The 16,019-nt window shown below is 73.2% G+C and carries 13 protein-coding genes and 1 tRNA gene; 12 read left to right on the top strand and 2 right to left on the bottom strand.

Features of this window, described 5'->3' with window-relative positions; genetic code table 11:
• The 9 genes from AC5JJ1_RS15650 to AC5JJ1_RS15690 all read left to right on the top strand — a co-directional run.
• Positions 1 to 229, top strand: a 229-nt coding sequence (locus AC5JJ1_RS15650) for a hypothetical protein (protein ID WP_495786028.1), incomplete at its 5' end; no start/stop codon positions are given.
• A 90-nt stretch (positions 230 to 319) separates the two neighbouring features.
• Positions 320 to 1,966, top strand: a complete 1,647-nt coding sequence (locus tag AC5JJ1_RS15655; RefSeq protein WP_495786029.1) for an acyl-CoA dehydrogenase family protein — start codon at positions 320 to 322, stop codon at positions 1,964 to 1,966.
• Between the two features lie 103 nt (positions 1,967 to 2,069).
• Positions 2,070 to 3,659 carry a phytoene desaturase family protein gene (gene crtI, locus AC5JJ1_RS15660; protein WP_495786030.1) on the top strand — a complete coding sequence of 530 codons (1,590 nt, stop codon included), beginning with the start codon at positions 2,070 to 2,072 and terminating at the stop codon, positions 3,657 to 3,659.
• A 26-nt stretch (positions 3,660 to 3,685) separates the two neighbouring features.
• Positions 3,686 to 5,287: a phytoene desaturase family protein gene (locus AC5JJ1_RS15665; RefSeq protein WP_495786031.1), complete on the top strand. Its 1,602-nt coding sequence runs from the start codon at positions 3,686 to 3,688 to the stop codon at positions 5,285 to 5,287.
• Positions 5,284 to 6,081 (top strand): lysophospholipid acyltransferase family protein, encoded by a 798-nt coding sequence (locus AC5JJ1_RS15670; RefSeq protein ID WP_495786032.1) that lies wholly within the window; start codon positions 5,284 to 5,286, stop codon positions 6,079 to 6,081. The genes AC5JJ1_RS15665 and AC5JJ1_RS15670 overlap by 4 nt, the downstream gene beginning before the upstream one ends.
• Before the next feature lie 5 nt (positions 6,082 to 6,086).
• Positions 6,087 to 7,187 (top strand): glycosyltransferase family 2 protein, encoded by a 1,101-nt coding sequence (locus AC5JJ1_RS15675; RefSeq protein ID WP_495786033.1) that lies wholly within the window; start codon positions 6,087 to 6,089, stop codon positions 7,185 to 7,187.
• Positions 7,184 to 8,800: a squalene/phytoene synthase family protein gene (locus tag AC5JJ1_RS15680; RefSeq protein ID WP_495786034.1), complete on the top strand. Its 1,617-nt coding sequence runs from the start codon at positions 7,184 to 7,186 to the stop codon at positions 8,798 to 8,800. Before AC5JJ1_RS15675 ends, AC5JJ1_RS15680 begins: the two co-directional genes overlap by 4 nt.
• A gap of 109 nt (positions 8,801 to 8,909) precedes the next feature.
• Positions 8,910 to 10,124 carry a hydroxysqualene dehydroxylase gene (locus tag AC5JJ1_RS15685; RefSeq protein ID WP_495786035.1) on the top strand — a complete coding sequence of 405 codons (1,215 nt, stop codon included), beginning with the start codon at positions 8,910 to 8,912 and terminating at the stop codon, positions 10,122 to 10,124.
• Positions 10,108 to 11,451 (top strand): aldehyde dehydrogenase family protein, encoded by a 1,344-nt coding sequence (locus AC5JJ1_RS15690; RefSeq protein ID WP_495786036.1) that lies wholly within the window; start codon positions 10,108 to 10,110, stop codon positions 11,449 to 11,451. The genes AC5JJ1_RS15685 and AC5JJ1_RS15690 overlap by 17 nt, the downstream gene beginning before the upstream one ends.
• Before the next feature lie 307 nt (positions 11,452 to 11,758).
• Here the strand turns inward: AC5JJ1_RS15690 and AC5JJ1_RS15695 are convergent, their stop codons facing one another.
• Positions 11,759 to 12,511: a hypothetical protein gene (locus AC5JJ1_RS15695; protein WP_495786037.1), complete on the bottom strand. Its 753-nt coding sequence runs from the start codon at positions 12,509 to 12,511 to the stop codon at positions 11,759 to 11,761.
• 172 nt (positions 12,512 to 12,683) lie between these two features.
• Here AC5JJ1_RS15695 and pip point away from each other — a divergent pair, with 172 nt between their 5' ends.
• Both pip and AC5JJ1_RS15705 read left to right on the top strand, forming a co-directional pair.
• A complete protein-coding gene (gene pip, locus AC5JJ1_RS15700; protein ID WP_495786038.1) occupies positions 12,684 to 13,634 on the top strand; it encodes a prolyl aminopeptidase in 951 nt (316 codons plus the stop codon).
• A gap of 20 nt (positions 13,635 to 13,654) precedes the next feature.
• Positions 13,655 to 13,731: transfer RNA gene (locus AC5JJ1_RS15705), tRNA-Arg, on the top strand.
• Positions 13,732 to 13,746: 15 nt separating this feature from the next.
• On the opposite strand, the gene AC5JJ1_RS15710 is transcribed toward AC5JJ1_RS15705, so the two are convergent.
• Positions 13,747 to 14,955 carry a sensor histidine kinase gene (locus tag AC5JJ1_RS15710; RefSeq protein ID WP_495786039.1) on the bottom strand — a complete coding sequence of 403 codons (1,209 nt, stop codon included), beginning with the start codon at positions 14,953 to 14,955 and terminating at the stop codon, positions 13,747 to 13,749.
• A gap of 252 nt (positions 14,956 to 15,207) precedes the next feature.
• Between AC5JJ1_RS15710 and modA the strand changes: the two genes are divergently transcribed.
• A complete protein-coding gene (modA, locus tag AC5JJ1_RS15715; protein WP_495786040.1) occupies positions 15,208 to 15,975 on the top strand; it encodes a molybdate ABC transporter substrate-binding protein in 768 nt (255 codons plus the stop codon).
• The last annotated feature ends 44 nt before the right edge of the window (positions 15,976 to 16,019 follow it).

Here is a 16,019-nt window from a genome sequence, read left to right on the forward strand (position 1 = left end):
CGGCCGCAACAGCACCGGCACGACGAAGCGCGCCACCGCCGCCTCCGCCGCCAAGCGCAGCACGGCGAAGCCGGCCAATGGCGGCGCGCCCAAGCGGGCGGCCAACGGCACCGCCGCCAAGCGCGGCACGGCGCGGACGACCGCGCGCGGCGCCGCCGGCCGCACCGCGGCGGCGGCGAAGGGCGGGCGCAGCAGCGGCGGCACCTCCCGCAGCCGCAGCCGGGACTGATCGGTACGCGGCCGACGCGGCCCAATACGGGCCGCGTCGTGCTGTGCTAGGGTCGGCAAAACCGCATCACCGGGAGAGCCGATCCAACCGATGACCCATGCCACGACCCCCGCCGAGGACCTCATTCTCGGCCTCACCCGGGTTGTCGACCTGCCCGGCATCACCGCCGCTACCGGCCTGCCCATCGGCCCGGACGACATCACCGCCATCATCCGCGAGGCGGAGCGCTATGCCCGCGAGCTGCTCTGGCCGCATGCCCAGGCGGCCGACCGGCATGGCGCGGTCTACGAGAATGGCGTGGTCCGCCTCCCCCCCTCCTACCGTGAGGCTTATCAGGGTTGGATCGAGGGCGGCTGGCAGGGCCTTGCCGCCCCCGCCGAGGTGAACGGCGTCCCGGTCGGCGGGCAGGAGCTGCCCCAGGCGCTCTGGATGGCCGTCTCCGAGCTCGTCACCAGCGGCGACATGGCCTTCAGCCTCTGCCCGCTGCTGACCGCCGGCGCCATCGAGGCGCTGGCCCGCTTCGCCAGCCCTGCCCAGCAGGAGGCCTGGCTGCCGAAGCTGGTCTCCGGCGAATGGACCGGGACCATGTGCCTAACCGAGCCCCAGGCCGGCAGCGACCTCTCCCAGATCCGTACCAAGGCCGAGCCGGACGGGATGGGCGGCTACAGGGTCACCGGGCAGAAGATCTACATCACCTTCGGCGACCATGACCTGACGCCGAACACCCTCCACCTCGTCCTCGCCCGGCTGCCTGATGCGCCGCCCGGCACCAAGGGCATCAGCCTCTTCGCCGCGCCCAAGGTGCTGCCGGACGGGCGGGCTAATGCGCTGCGCTGCGGTGGCATCGAGCGGAAGCTCGGCATCCATGCCGCGCCGACCTGCGTAATGTTGTTCGAGGGCGCCGAGGCGCAGCTGGTCGGCGAGCCCAATCGCGGCCTCAATGCCATGTTCGCGATGATGAATGCCGCGCGCCTCGGCGTCGGCGTCGAGGGCGTGGCCCAGGGCGCCCGGGCGCTGGCCCTCGCCGAGGCCTATGCCGCCGACCGCTTGCAGGGCGGCGGGCCGATCAGCCGCCACCCGGATGTCGCTCGGATGCTGGCCGAGATGCGCGCCATCACCCTCGCGGGACGGCTGCTCGCGCTCGAGGCCGGGGCCGCGCTCGACCGCGCCCGCCTCGCCGGCGCCAGCGAGGCGCGCGTCGCCCTGCTGACGCCCATCGTCAAGGCCTGGTGCACCGATCGCGGCGTCGATGTCGCCTCGCTCGGCATCCAGGTGCACGGCGGGATGGGCTTCGTCGAGGATACCGGCGCCGCCCAGGTGCTGCGCGATGCCCGCATCGCCCCGATCTACGAGGGCACCAACGGCATCCAGGCCATCGACCTCGTCACCCGCAAGCTTTTCCGCGACGGCGGGGCGGAGATGGCGGCGGTGATCGCTGAGATGCGCGCGGCCGACCCGCGGCTTGCCGGCGCGGCGGAGGCGCTGGAGCGGGCCACCGCCTGGATGCTCGAGCGCGGCCAGCGCGACCCGGCCGCCGCCCAGGCCTCGGCGGCGGCCTATCTCGACGCCGCCGGCTGGACCATGGGCGGCTGGATGCTCTCCCGCGCCGCGGCGGCGGATGCGCGCTACGCCCCGATCTGCGCCTTCTACCTGGCGCGGCTGCTGCCCCGCGCCGCCGCCCGGCTGGCGGAGATCGAGGCGGCGGACGCCCTGCTCGCCCTGCTGCCCGCCGCGTGACGCGGCGGGCGCTTTATTGCGCGATCAGACCCTTGCGGAAGGCCAGCTGCACCGCATCTGGCCCAAGGCCGAACCCATTGTCTTGCCTGGATGACTGCCGCGCATGAATGCTCCGCTTGCCGCTCCCGCCCTTCAGGCCTCACGCCCTCGCATCGCCATCATCGGGGCTGGCCCGGGCGGGCTCGCGGCAGCCATGCTCCTCGCGGCCCAGGGCGCCCGCGTCACCCTGCATGAGAAGGACGAGGTGGTCGGCGGCCGCACCCGCACGCTGACGACGGAGGAAGGCTACCGCTTCGACCTCGGCCCCACCTTCTTCCTCTACCCCCGCATCCTCTCCGAGATCTTCTCGAGCTGCGGCGCGAGCCTCGAGGAGGAGGTCGCGATGATGCGCCTCGACCCGCAATATCGCCTCGTCTTCGAGGGCAGCGAGACGATCGAGGCCACATCCGACATCGCCCGGATGGAGGCCGAGATCGCGCGGCTGAACCCGGGCGATGCCGCCGGCCTCCGTCCCTTCTTCGAGGCCAACCGCCGCAAGCTCGAGGCTTTCCGCCCGGTGCTGGAGAATGCCTTCTCCTCGCCGGCGCGCTTCCTCTCGCCCGGCCTGCTGAAGAGCCTGCCGCTGATGCGGCCGCACCAGACGGTGGACCAGGACCTCGCGCGGTACTTCAAGGACCCGCGGGTGCGCCTCGCCTTCTCCTTCCAGACCAAGTATCTCGGGATGAGCCCGTTCCGCTGCCCCAGCCTCTTCACCATCCTTTCCTTCCTCGAGTACGAGCACGGCGTCTTCCATCCGGTGGGCGGCTGCGGCGCCGTCTCCTCGGCGATGGCCCGCGTCGCGGAGCGGCTGGGCGTCGACATCCGCCTCGGCTCCGAGATTGAGCGCATCAGCTTCGATGGCCGGAAGGCGACCGGCGTCGAGGTGGGCGGCATCCGCCAGGCGGCGGATGCGGTGGTGGTGAATGCCGACTTTGCCCATGCCATGCCGCGGCTGATCCCGGACGCGCTGCGCCGCCGCTGGCCCGACAAGCGCATCGCCAAGGCGCGCTACTCCTGCTCGACCTTCATGCTCTATCTCGGCGTGGAGGGCAGCTTTCCGGAGCTCGCCCATCACACCATCCTGCTCGCCGAGGACTACCGCCGGAACATCGGCCAGATCGAAGCGGGCGAGATCCCGGACGTGCCGAGCCTCTACCTGCATCATCCCGGCAAGACCGACGACACCATGGCGCCGGCCGGCCACACCTCGCTCTACCTGCTCGTCCCGGTCCCCAACATGCGCGATGCCGAGGAGCACGGCTTCGATTGGGAGGCGGAGGCGCCGCGCTACCGCCGCCTTGCCCTCGACCGGCTGAAGCTGCTCGGCCTGCACGACCTCGAATCCCGCATCCGCTACGAGCGGATGGTGACGCCGCGCGAGTGGCGTGACGAGTATGCGGTCGGCTTCGGCGCCACCTTCAACCTGTCGCATGATCTCGGCCAGATGCTCTGCTTCCGGCCGCGCAACCGCTTCGAGGGGGTGGAGGGCGTCTATTTGGTCGGCGGCGGCACGCATCCCGGCAGCGGATTGCCGGTAATCTATGAGGGTGCGCGGATCAGCTCCGGGCTGCTGGCCCGCGACCTCGGCATGGGAGCCGTGCCGCAGGGCACCGGCTTCGCCGAGATCGCGCCCAGCTACCAGACCGCCCGTTGATCGATAAGAAGAAGGGAAGACCGGCCATGGTCTCGCATGTTGTGGTGGTGGGCGGTGGCCTCGGCGGGCTCGCGGCGGCGGCGGTGGCCGCGGCGCGCGGCCACAAGGTCACGTTGCTCGACAAGAATCCCTGGCTCGGCGGCAAGGCCGCGGTGCTGAACCTGCCCGACCCGGAGCGCCCCGGCAGCAACCAGGGCTACCGCTTCGACATGGGGCCGACGATCCTCACCGTCCCCCGCGTGCTGCGCCGCATCTTCGCCGAGGCCGGGCGCGACCAGTCGCAGGACCTGCCGCTGATCCGGCTCGACCCGCAATGGCGCTGCTTCTTCGAGGACGGCACGCGGATCGACCTGATCGAGGATGTGGCGAAGATGGCGGCCGCCATGGACGCCTTCGCCCCCGGCACCGGCCAGGGTGCGGGCTACCAGCGCTTCCAGGCCGAGGCGCGGCGGCTGCACGAGATCTCGGAGAAGTTCTTCTTCTGGAAATCGGTCGAGGGCCTCACCGACACCATCGACCTGAAGTCCAATTTCGACCCGAACACCATGCGCGACGTGCTGGCGCTGCGCATGGGCAAGAACGTGGCGAAGATCATCCGCGGCCATGTGCCGGATGCCCGCCTCGCCCAGATGCTCGACCATTTCTGCCAGTATGTCGGCTCCAGCCCCTATCTCGCCCCGGCCGTGCTCTGCTCGATCGGCGACATGCAGGCGAGCGAGGGCATCTGGTATCCCCGAGGCGGCACCCGTGCGGTGGCCGAGGGCTTGGCGAACCTCGCCGCCTCGCTCGGCGCAGACCTCCGCCCGGGCGTCGAGGTGACGGGCTTCGACATCGAGAACAACGCAGTGAAGGCCGTCCGCACCGCGGGCGGCGAGCGGATCGCCTGCGATGCCGTCATCTCCAACATGGACGCCATCCGCACCTACAAGGAGCTGGTCGGCGGCCCCGTCGGGCAGAAGGTGGCGAAGAAGGGTCATGAGCCGGCCTGCTCCGGCGTCGTGCTCTATCTCGGCCTCAGGAAGCGCTACGAGCATCTCGCGCATCACTGCTTCGTCTTCTCCCGCGATGCGGAGGAGGAGTTCGACGCGATCTACAAGCGCGGCGTCCCGGCGCCGGACCCGACCGCCTATCTCGCCGCCCCCTCTGGCACCGACCCGACCGTCGCGCCCGAGGGCGGCGAGGCGCTCTACGTGCTGGTCCACACGCCCTGGCTCCGCCCCGGCCACGACTGGTCGAAGCAGTTCGGGCCCTACCGGCAGACCATCCTCGACAAGCTGAAGCGCACGGCGGGGATGGAGGACATCGAGGAGCGCATCGTCACCGAGAGCGCGCTAACGCCGGTCGACATCCATGAGCGCTACAAGGTGCTGAACGGCGCCATCTACGGGCTGGCCAGCCACGGCGCCTGGCTCGGCGCCTTCAAGCCGGGCAACCGGTCGAAGCGCATCAAGGGCCTCTACCTCGCCGGCGGCGCCGCCCATCCGGGGCCGGGCATGCCGATGGTGATGATGAGCGGCTGGATCGCCGCCGACAGCCTCGACCACGATCTCGGCGGGCGCGGCATGAGCGCGGCGGCGCGGGAGGCCGGGCTGCCCGACGCCCTCCGCATGCCGCTAGCCGCCGAATGAGCCAGGCCGGGCCGGCGGAGCTCTTCTCGCCGGCCCGCTTCGCCTTCTTCCGCTTCATCTTCGGCCGCCATGCGGCGGCACGGCTGCGCGCCATCCGCCTCGCCCATTGGGGGGCGCCGCGGCCGGGGGAGGGGGAAGGTCCGCTCGTCGTCTATGCCAACCATCCCTCCTGGTGGGACGGCGTCGCCTTCATGATCCTCTCGACCGAGCTGCTGCCGGGGCGGCGCATGTTCATCCCGATGGAGGCGGCGGCGCTCGCCCGCTACAGCTTCATGCGGCGGATAGGCGTCTTCGGCATCGAGCAGCAATCGGCGCGCGGCGCCGTCGCCTTCCTCCGCACCGCGCAGTCGGTCCTCGCCGAGCCCGGCCACATGCTCTGGATGAACGCTCCCGGGCGCTTCTGCGACGTGCGGGAGCGGCCGGTTCCCATCGCCCCGGGCCTCATCCGACTGGCCGAGCTGGCGCCCGAGGCGCGCTTCCTCCCCCTCGCCCTCGAATACCCCTTCTGGACCGAGGCCGCGCCGGAGATGCTGGCGGGGTTCGGCCCGCCCATCCCGGCGGCGGAGCTGGTGGCGCTCGACCGCGAGGCCCGCAGCCAGCGCCTCCGCACCGCGTTGGAAGCGGTGATGGACCGCCTCGCCGAGGATGCCATCGTCCGCGATCCCGGCCGGTTCCGGGTGGTGCTGGAAGGGAGGGCAGGGATGGGCGGCATCTACCAGGGCTGGCGGCAGGCCAGGGCGGCGCTGCGCGGCGAGGCCTTCGACCCGCGCCACGACCCACGGGCCGGGGGGTAGGCGCGATGCTGCTCGCCTGGGCCGCCCTCGGCCTCGCCGCCCTGCCGGCGCTGTTCGGCCTGGTGAACCTTTGGCTCCTGCCGCGCCTCCGCGCCCCGGCGGGCGGGCAGGAAGGCCTCGTCTCCATCCTCATCCCCGCCCGCGACGAGGCGGCAAATATCGAGGCCTGCCTCCGTGCCGCGCTCGCCAGCCAGGGCGTCGCCGTCGAGGTCGTCGTCATGGACGATGCCAGCCGCGACGGCACCGGCGCGATCGTCGCCCGCCTTGCCGGGGAGGACACGCGCATCCGCCTGGTGCAGGCGCCGCCCCTGCCGCCCGACTGGACCGGCAAGGTCCATGCCTGCGCCCGCCTCGCCGAGGCCGCGCGCGGCACCCACCTCCTCTTCATCGATGCCGATGTCCGGCTAGCGCCGGAGGCCGCCGCCGCCATGCTGGCGCATGGCCGGTCGCAGCGGATCGCCATGCTGAGCGGCGTGCCGCGCCAGTTGATCTGCTCGCTCGGCGAGGCGCTGACCGTCCCCGCCATCAACCTGCTGCTGCTCGGCTACCTGCCCGCGGTCGGCCGCGCCTTCACCCGCCGGGCCGACCTCGCCGCCGCCTGCGGCCAGCTCATCCTCTGCGACCGCGCGGCCTATGAGGCGGTGGGCGGCCACGGCGCCGTCCGCCACGTCCTGCATGACGGGCTGGCGCTGGCCCGCCGCTTCCGCGCCGAGGGCCACCGGACGGAGGTGGTGGACGGCGCCCCGCTCGCCACCTGCCGGATGTATGGCGGCTTCGCCGATTCCTGGGCGGGCTTCATGAAGAATGCGCGGGAGGGGATGGCGACGCCGCTCGGCCTGCCGGTCTGGACGGTGCTGCTCTCGGGCGCCCATCTCTGGCCCTGGGCGCTGCTGCCAGCGCCGCCCGCCATTGCCGCCATCCTGCTGATGTTCGCCCTCCGCGCCGCCATCACCTGGCGGGCGCGGGAGCCGTGGTGGACCGTGCCGCTCCACCCGCTCACCGTGTTGGTCGCGCTGGCGATTCAGTGGGTCGCGCTCATCCGCTGGCTGCTCGGGCGACCGGCGGGCTGGAAAGGCCGCGCATATCCGGCCACAAAGGCGGCATGAGCAGCAGCGCCGCCGGCATCGCCGTCACCCCGAACCGCGACTTTGACACCGAGAATTTCCCGACCGCCTCGCTGCTGCTCGCCAGGGCGGCGCGGGCGCAGGTGATGGCCTTCTACCGCTTCGTCCGCACCGCCGACGACATCGCCGACAGCGCGGAACTGCCGCCGGCGGAGAAGCTCGCCCGGCTCGATGCCATGGAGCGGAGCCTCGAGGACCCTTCCATCCCGCTGAACCGCCTCGGCGTCGGCACGGCGGAGGCGCGGCTGATGCTCTCCGCCTTCCGCCAGGATGCGACCTGCACCCGCTATGCCGACTGGGCGGCGCTCGAGGACTACTGCCGCCGCTCTGCCGACCCGGTCGGGCGGATGCTGCTCCGCCTCCATGGCGATGGGGACAATGCCGACGCCAATGCTGCCGCTGATGGGCTCTGCACCGCCCTCCAGGTGCTGAACCACCTGCAGGACCTGGTGCCGGACCGGGACCAGCTCGACCGCATCTACATGCCCGAGGCCTGGATGGCGTTGGCCGGCGGCGAGTCAGGCTTCTTCGATCCGGCCAATGCCGCCCGCCGCCGCGAGGTGCTGGACGCCGCCCTCGACCGGGTGGAGGAGCAGCTCGACCGCGCCTCCGGCTTCCCGCGGATGCTGCGGTCCCGCCGCCTCGCCTGGCAGAGCACCGTCACCATCGCGCTCGCTCGGCGCCTGCTCGCGCGCCTCCGGGCCGCCGACCCGGTGCTCGGCCGCGTGGCGCTCGGCAAGGCCGATTTCGCCCGTGCCTTCGCCGCCGCGCCGCTGCTCGGCCCGCGCGATGCGGCGATCGTCGCCCGCCGCGTCTCCCGCGCCGGCTCCTCCTTCGCCCGCGGCATGGCAGCGCTGAAGGGCGAGCGGCGCCGCGCCCTCTGGGCGGTCTACGCTTTCTGCCGCGCCGTCGACGACATCGCCGACGGCGCCATGCCCGAGGCCGAGAAGCGCCGTTTCCTCGCCGACTGGCGCCGCAAGCTGGAGCGGCCGGACTGCGTCCTCTCCCGCGAACTCGCTTGGGCCCGCGCGGCCTATGGCGTGCCTCTCGAGGAATGCGAGGCGATGATCGCCGGCATGGAGACCGACTCTGCCTCCCGCCTGCGCCTCCAGACCGAGGCCGATCTCGACCTTTATTGCCGCCGCGTCGCCGGCAGCGTCGGCGCCATGTCGGTCCGCATCTTCGGCGCGCCGGAGGCGGAGGGCTTCGGCCTCGATCTCGGCCACACCTTCCAGCTGACCAACATCCTCCGTGACGTGGACGAGGATGCGGCACGCGACCGGGTCTACATCCCCCTCGACCTGCTCGCCGCCGAGGGCATCCCCGACGGCCCCGCGGAGGCCATCATCCGCCACCCCGGCTTTCCCGCCATCTGCGCCCGGCTCGGCGCCCAGGCACAGGCCGGCTTCGCCCGGGCGGAGGAGGAGATCCACCGGTTCGACCCCACCGCCCTCCGTCCCGCCGCCGTCATGGCCTGGGGCTACCGCCGCCTGCTCGACCGCCTCGTCGCCCGCGGCTGGGAGGGCGCGCGCCCGCGCCCGCGCCTGACCAAGGGCGAAAAGCTCCGCATGGCCTGGATGGCGCTGGGTCGCTGACTACTTGTCACAGAAGCGCTGCGCAGCCTCGCAGGAACCCCGGCTTGCCGCCGGGGTCCCCAGGGCTTCGGCACAGCCAGCCGCGGCCGCGTTTCGGTAGGGTAGAGTGATGACCATCCATGTGATCGGCGCCGGCGTCGCCGGCCTCGCCGCCGCCCTGCGCCTCGTGGATCGCGGCCGCCAGATTATGCTGTACGAGGCCTCGCCCGGCGCCGGCGGTCGCGCCCGCGCCTTGCCGGACGGCACTGACAACGGCACCCATGCCCTGCTCGGCGCCAATACCGCAGCCCTCGGCCTGCTGAAGCGAATCGGCGCGCTGGAAGGCTGGGTGGAGCCCGAGCCGGCCGGCCTGCCCGTGCTCGATCGCCGCGACGGCCGCGCCTTCCGCGTCGCCCTCTCGCCATTCCAGTGGCGCGACCCGGCGCTCCGCCCACCCGGCTTCTCCGGCCGGGCGGTGATGGCACTGGCCAGGCTGTCCGCCCCCTGGGGCGACCGCCCCGTCGCCGAGGCGATGGCCGCCCACCCCGAATTCCATCGCGGCTTCGTCGACCCGCTGGTGATCGCGGCGCTGAACACGCCCTCGGTGGAGGCTTCCTCCCGCCGCCTCGGCGCCGTGCTGCGGCGGATGGGCGGGCCCGGGGCGACGCGGCTCTTCGTCGCCCGCTCCGGCCTCGGCCCCGACCTCGTCGCCCCGGCGCTGGCCACGCTGGAGGCCGCCGGCGCTGGAATCCGCTTCGGCGCCCGCCTGCGGCGGCTGGTGCAGGGGGACGGCCGCCTCGCGGCGCTCGATTTCGGCGAGGATGCGGTGCGCCTCGGCCCCGGCGATGCCGCCGTGCTGGCGACGCCGCCCTGGGAGAGCCTTCGCCTCCTGCCCCATCTCACGGCGCCCGAGGCCTATGCCCCGATCGTCAACCTGCACTATGCGCATCCCGGCCCCGGGCCGGTGCGCTTCCTCGGCCTGCTCGATGCGCTCTGCCAGTGGGTGCTGGTCCGCCCCGCCGGCGTCAGCGTCACCGTCAGCGCCGGCGACGAGGCGGCGCGCGAGGACCAGGACAGCCTCGCCGCCCGCGCCTGGGCCGAGCTGCGCGAGGCGGCCCTCGCCTTCGGCCTCGCCGGCGATTGGCCCGAGCAGGCGCCGCCCTGCCGCGTGGTGAAGGAGCGCCGCGCCACCCCGCGCCACATGCCGGGCCCGCCACCGCGCCCGCCGCGCCTGCCGCTGCCCAACCTGGCGCTGGCCGGCGACTGGACCGACCCCATCTTCCCCGCCACCATCGAGGCCGCGACGCGCAGCGGCCAGGCCGCCGCCGATGCCATCCGCGGCTGACGCCCTCGCCGCCCTCCGCGCCGCCGCGGCCCGCGACGGCGCCCCCGACCTGGCGCGCCGCCGCACGCTGCTCGATGCCCTCGCCGCCGCGCTGCTGCGCCGGGCGGAGGAAGTCGCCGCCGCCATCGATGCCGATTACGGCGGCCGCAGCACGGAGGAATCCCTGCTCGCCGAGGTGAAGCTGGTGGTGGATGCCGCCCGCCACGCCCGCCGCCACCTGCATCGCTGGGCAAGGCCGCGCCGCGCCGCCGTGCCCTTTCCCTTCCTGCCGGCCCGCGCCGCGGAGGAGCCGGTGCCGAAGGGCGTCATCGGCATCATGGCGCCCTGGAACTACCCGCTCCAGCTCGCCCTGCTTCCGGCCGTGGATGCCCTCGCCGCCGGCAACCGCATCGTGGTGAAGCCGGCCGAGGCGACGCCGCGCACCGCCGCCCTCGTCGCGGCGCTGCTGGGGGAGACGCTCGGCGAGGACATGGCCCGCACGGTGCAGGGCGGCCCCGGCATCGCCGCCGATTTCGCCGCCCAGCCCTGGGACCACCTGGTCTTCACCGGCGGCACCGAGACCGGCCGCCGCGTCATGCAGGCCGCCGCCGCCAACCTCACCCCGCTGACGCTGGAGCTGGGCGGCAAATGCCCAGCCCTGATCCTGCCCGGCGCCGACCTGGCCCGCGCCGCCCAGGCGATCCTCGCCGGCAAGGCGGTGAATGCCGGGCAGACCTGCATCGCCCCCGATACCGTCCTGCTGGTCGGCCATCGCCAGGAGGATTTCATCGCCGCCTGCCGCGCGACCGGCATCGGCCTGCCGGAGACGGTGGTGGTGAATGACCGCCAGGCCGACCGCCTTGCCGGCCTCTGCGCCGGCGCCAGCCTGACGCCGCTCGCCGAGGACGGCCCCGGCCGCCACCGCGCCATCGCCCTCGCCGAAGCCCCGCCCGGCCATCCGCTGCATGAGGTGGAGCTCTTCGGCCCGGTCCTTGCCCTGCAGCCGCTGCCCAACCTTGCCGCAGCCCTCGACTGGATTGCCGTGCGGCCGCCGGCGCTGGCCATCTACCTCTTCGGCGCCAGCACGGCGGAGCGGGAAGCCGTCGCCGCCCGCACGCGGAGCGGCGCCATCGTCGAGGGGCGCTGCGTCGAGTACGCCGCCTTCCCGGGCCTCGCCTTCGGCGGCATCGGCGCCTCCGGCTTCGGGCGGCGCAACGGCGAGGCGGGGTTCCGCGAGTTCAGCAACCTCCGCGCCCGCGTCGCGCATGGCGCCTGGAGCCTCTCCCGCCTGTTCGACCCGCCGCGCACCGAGCGCGCCCGGGCCATGATCCGCAGGGTCCTCCGCTAGAGCGGGTTCCGTTCGACCAGGCTTACGGAACCCGCTCCAGCCTGTTGCTCGGGCGAGCGAATACCTTCGATCAGGTGAGTCCGCCTGACCGGAGTATGCTCAAAAGCGGTTGCGTTCGACTTGGCGCACGGAGGCCGCTCCAGCCCGCTGCTCGGGCGAGCAAACACACCCCATCAGGTGCTTCCGTCCGATGGGGGTGTGCTCCAGGACGGTTTCCGGTCGCATCGGCTTGTGGACGCCGCTCCAACCTGTTGTCCCGGCGGGCCAGCCGCGCCGATCAGGCGATGCGCCCTGGCCGGCATTGGCTCTAGCCCTTGCCGAACCAGCGCCGCAGCCTGCCGAGGAAGCCCGCGCCAGCCTTGGGCTGGCTCCGCTGATGCGTCACATGCGGCCGGCGTGCGGGCGGGGGAAGGGCGCTCGCCACCGTGTGCCGCCCGGCATCCTGCGCCGCGATCAGCCGCATCTCGAGCCCGACCACCTGCGCCACCGCCTCCGGCGCCTCGGCCTGGGAGAGGGTCTGGGCCGTCATCCGCGCATCCTCCCAGGCCTCGGCCCGGCGCAGCGCGTCGATGATCCGCACCGTCTGCTCCTGGTCGAGCGGCGGTCCGCCGCGCCAGAGCGCGACGGCCTCCAGCCGCCAGTGCCGCGCCAGGTCCCGTTGGCCCAGGTCGTCCGCCACCCAGGCCGCCTGCAGCGTCGCCTCGGCCGCGGCATGCAGCGCCCCCGTCTCCTCCAGCACATGCGCCCAGGCAAGGAAGCGCCGGGCCAGCGGCGGATAGGCCGCTTCCGCCATCAGCGCGCGGAAGGGCGCGGCCGCCACGGCCTGCGCCGCGGCCGGATGGGCGCGGGTGATGTTCGGCGCCGAATAGCCGCAGCTCGGGCATTGCTGCAGCCAGCGCGCCATGGTGGAGCGCACCGGCTCGCCGGGGCGGAGGTCGAGGTCCGGCGCCTGTTCCGGCGGGCCGGGGCGGAAGGGCGGCTGGCGGCTGCCCGTGCCGCAGACGGCGCAGCGCGGCAGGGCGTCGGGCGGCGTCGGGCGCGAATTCGCGGGCGATGACATGGCCATTGGGGCCAAGTTAGGCACGCTCCGGCGAAAGGCGAAGGGGCGCCGCTCGCCGTGAGTGATGCCCGTGGGGGAAATCTGTCACTTTCCGGTGCCATGCGGCGGAAACCCCACGCCCGGACCCCGCGCTGGCAGTTGCCGAGCGGCGTCCACCTGCGGATATTGGGCCATGCCCCGCGGCGACCTTTTTCCCGATATCGCACCTTTCGAAACCGGCCTGCTGCCGCTCACCGGCGGCCATGTCATGTACTGGGAGCAGGTCGGCAATCCGCGCGGCCAGCCCGCGCTCTTCCTGCATGGCGGGCCCGGCGCCGGAGCCGGCGCGGTGCACCGCCGCTTCTTCGATCCCGGCCACTGGCGCGTGGTGATCTTCGACCAGCGCGGCGCCGGCCGCTCGCGGCCCCTGGGCGAGCTGCGCGAGAACTCCACGCCGCACCTGGTCGAGGACATCGAGACGCTGCGACGCTTCCTCGGCATCGAGCGCTGGCTGCTCTTCGGCGGCTCCTGGGGCAGCACGCTGGCCCTCGCCTATGCCCAGGCGCATCCGGAACGGGTGACCGGCTGCGTGCTGCGCGGCGTCTTCCTCGGCCGGCGCTCGGAGGTGGAGTGGTTCCTGACCGGCCTCCGCCGCATCTTCCCCGATGCCTGGGCCGCCTTCGCCGAGCACCTGCCGCCGGAGGAGCGCGGCGACCTGCTCGGCGCCTATCTGCGCCGCCTCCGCGACCCGGACCCGATGGTCCACCTGCCCGCCGCCCGCGCCTGGAGCCAGTACGAGGGCAGTTGCTCCACCCTGCTGCCGAGCCCGGAGACGGTGGCGAGCTTCGCCCAGGATCGCACCGCCCTCGGCCTCGCCCGGATCGAGGCGCATTACTTCGCCCATGACCTCTTCCTGCCGCGGGCCGGGCTGCTCGGCCATATGGACCGCATCGCCCATATCCCGGCCGAGATCGTGCAGGGCCGCTACGACATGGTCTGCCCGGCCGAGACCGCCTTCGACCTCGCCGCCGCCTGGCCCCGCGCCCGGCTGACCGTGGTGCCCGATGCCGGCCATTCCGCCCTGGAGCCCGGCGTGCGCACGGCGCTGGTGAGCGCGGTGGAGCGGTTCCGGCGGCGCGGCTGATGTGGTAAGGCTGCGCCCGGGTCTCCGTAGCTCAGCAGGATAGAGCACCAGATTCCTAATCTGGGGGCCGTGGGTTCGAATCCCGCCGGGGACGCCACCGCGGCGCCGAGCCTCAGATCCCCCGCAGGTGCAGCGGGATCCGCAGGCGGGCTCCGTGCCCATGGCTCGGAGCCCAGTCGGCCTGGGTGCGAAGCTGCCGGGCCAGGCTCGTGATGAGGCGCATGCCCGTGCCGCCCTGCGCCGACGCATCGGGCGGCAGCCCCTTGCCGTCATCCGACAGGTCGAGCGCGATGTCGCTGCCCCCGACCGTCCCGAGGCGGAGGCCGATCGTGCCGGCTCGTCCGTCGAAGGCGTATTTGAGGCTGTTCGTGATGAACTCGTTCACGATCAGGCCGATGGGCGCCGCCTGGTCCGGGGAGGCGATCAGCCCCCGCTCGACATCGAGGATGAGCTTGATCCGCTTGGCCTCGCCCTCGTGGAAGCGCAGCAGGCTGGCCGCCAGCTGGCTGAGATAGTCGCTGAGGTCGATGCGGTCGACATCGCCGCCCAGGTGCAGCTTGTCGTGCAGCAGGCGCAGCGCCTCGATGCGCCGGCCGATGGCGCGCAAGGCCGGCCTGGCCGAGCCCGCATTCGCCTGTCGGGACTGCACCTCGACCAGGCCGACCATGACCTGGAGGTTGTTCTTGACGCGGTGCTGAAGCTCGCGGAGCAGCCGCTCGTTGTCGTCGGCGCGCTGCTGCACCTCATGCAGCAGCCTCTCGTTCTCGTCCGCCCGCCGCTGCAGCTCGCCGGCCGCACGGAACCGGCCGACGGCCGAGGCCAGCATGTTCGCATAGGTGCTGAGGAACGCCATGTGCTCCTCGCCGAAGTCCCGCAGCTCGCGGCTGTCGACCTGGAGGACGCCATAGGCCGGCAGGCTGTCGATGCCGGGGATGAGCACGCAGACCGTGGCCTTGACCCCGTGCTCGACGACGAATTCCGGGATCGTGAAGCGGCTCTCCTGCGTCAGGTCCGACGAGACGATCGGCTCGTGGGATCGCAGGACAAGCCCCTCCGGGAAGGGATCGGCAATGTTCGTCCTGATCTGGCCCACGATCCCCGGCCGCCAGCCGACGCCGGCCCGGACGAGGAGGGTCTCGCCGTCGGCACCGAGCTCCACCACCTTGGCCAGGTCAGTCCGGAGCGCCTCGCCGACAAGGCGGCAGGCTTCGCCCAGGATCTCGTCGAGGTCGTTCGACTTGAGGGCGAGCCCGCCGAAATTCGCCAGCGCAGCTTGCTGAGCGAGCGACTCGTCCTGGTCACGTTCACTGCTGCCTGCCATGCGGGGGCAAAGCAGCACTCCGCCGAGGGTTTCCAGCAATCTTCGTCGCTCCGGGGGCTCCCGGTGCCGGCGGGCCGGCGTCGCTTGGCGGCGCACCGGTGGTCCGCGCCGGGCGGCCTCCACCGCCCGAAGGATTGCCGGCGGGACCGTGGCAGGCGCCGCCGCGCCCTCCCGGAGCCGCGCCGGGCCGAGGCTGGACGGCGGTCGGGCCAGGCGCTATGTCCGATTGGATATGACGCTCGGGAGATGCCCATGCGCCGCCTGCTCCTTGCCCTGCTCGGCAGCCTCGCCCTCGCCGGCTTCCCTGCCCGCGCGCAGCAGCCCGTCACCGTCTTCGCCGCCGCCAGCCTGACCGATGCGCTCCGCGCCCTCGCCACGGAATGGCAGCAGCGCGGCCATCCGGCGCCGCGCCTGTCCTTCGCCGCCTCCTCGGCGCTGGCCCGGCAGATCGAGCAGGGCGCCCCGGCCGACCTGTTCATGAGCGCCGACGAGCCCTGGGCCGACTACCTGCAGGAGCGCAACCTGCTGGCGCAGGCGACCCGCAGCAGCCCGCTCGGCAACTCCCTCGTCCTCGTCGCCCCCGCCGACGCCGCCCGCCCGGTCGCGCTGACCCGCGAGACCGACCTCGCCGCCCTGCTCGGGCCCGGCGGCCGCATCGCCACCGGCGACCCGGCGCATGTGCCGGTCGGCCGCTATGCCCAGGCGGCGCTCACCTGGATGGGGCAGTGGGAGGCGATCGCGCCCCGCCTGGCGCGGGCCGACAATGTCCGCTCCGCGCTGCTGCTGGTCGAGCGCGGCGAGGCGCCCTACGGCATCGTCTACGGCACCGACGCCGCCGCCAGCCGCGGCGTCCGCATCGTCGGCACCTTCCCGGCCGGGAGCCACCCGCCCATCACCTACCCCTTCGCGCTGACCCGCCGCGCCGAGGGCAAGGCGGAGGCGCGCGCCCTGCTCGCCTTCCTCGCCGGGCCCGACGCGGCGCCGGTCTGGCAGCGCCACGGCTTCTCCCTCGCCCGGTGACGGCGGTTTTTGGCGGAGCGTGCCGGCGGATGGCGCTACACTCG

Source organism: Belnapia sp., assembly GCF_059504005.1.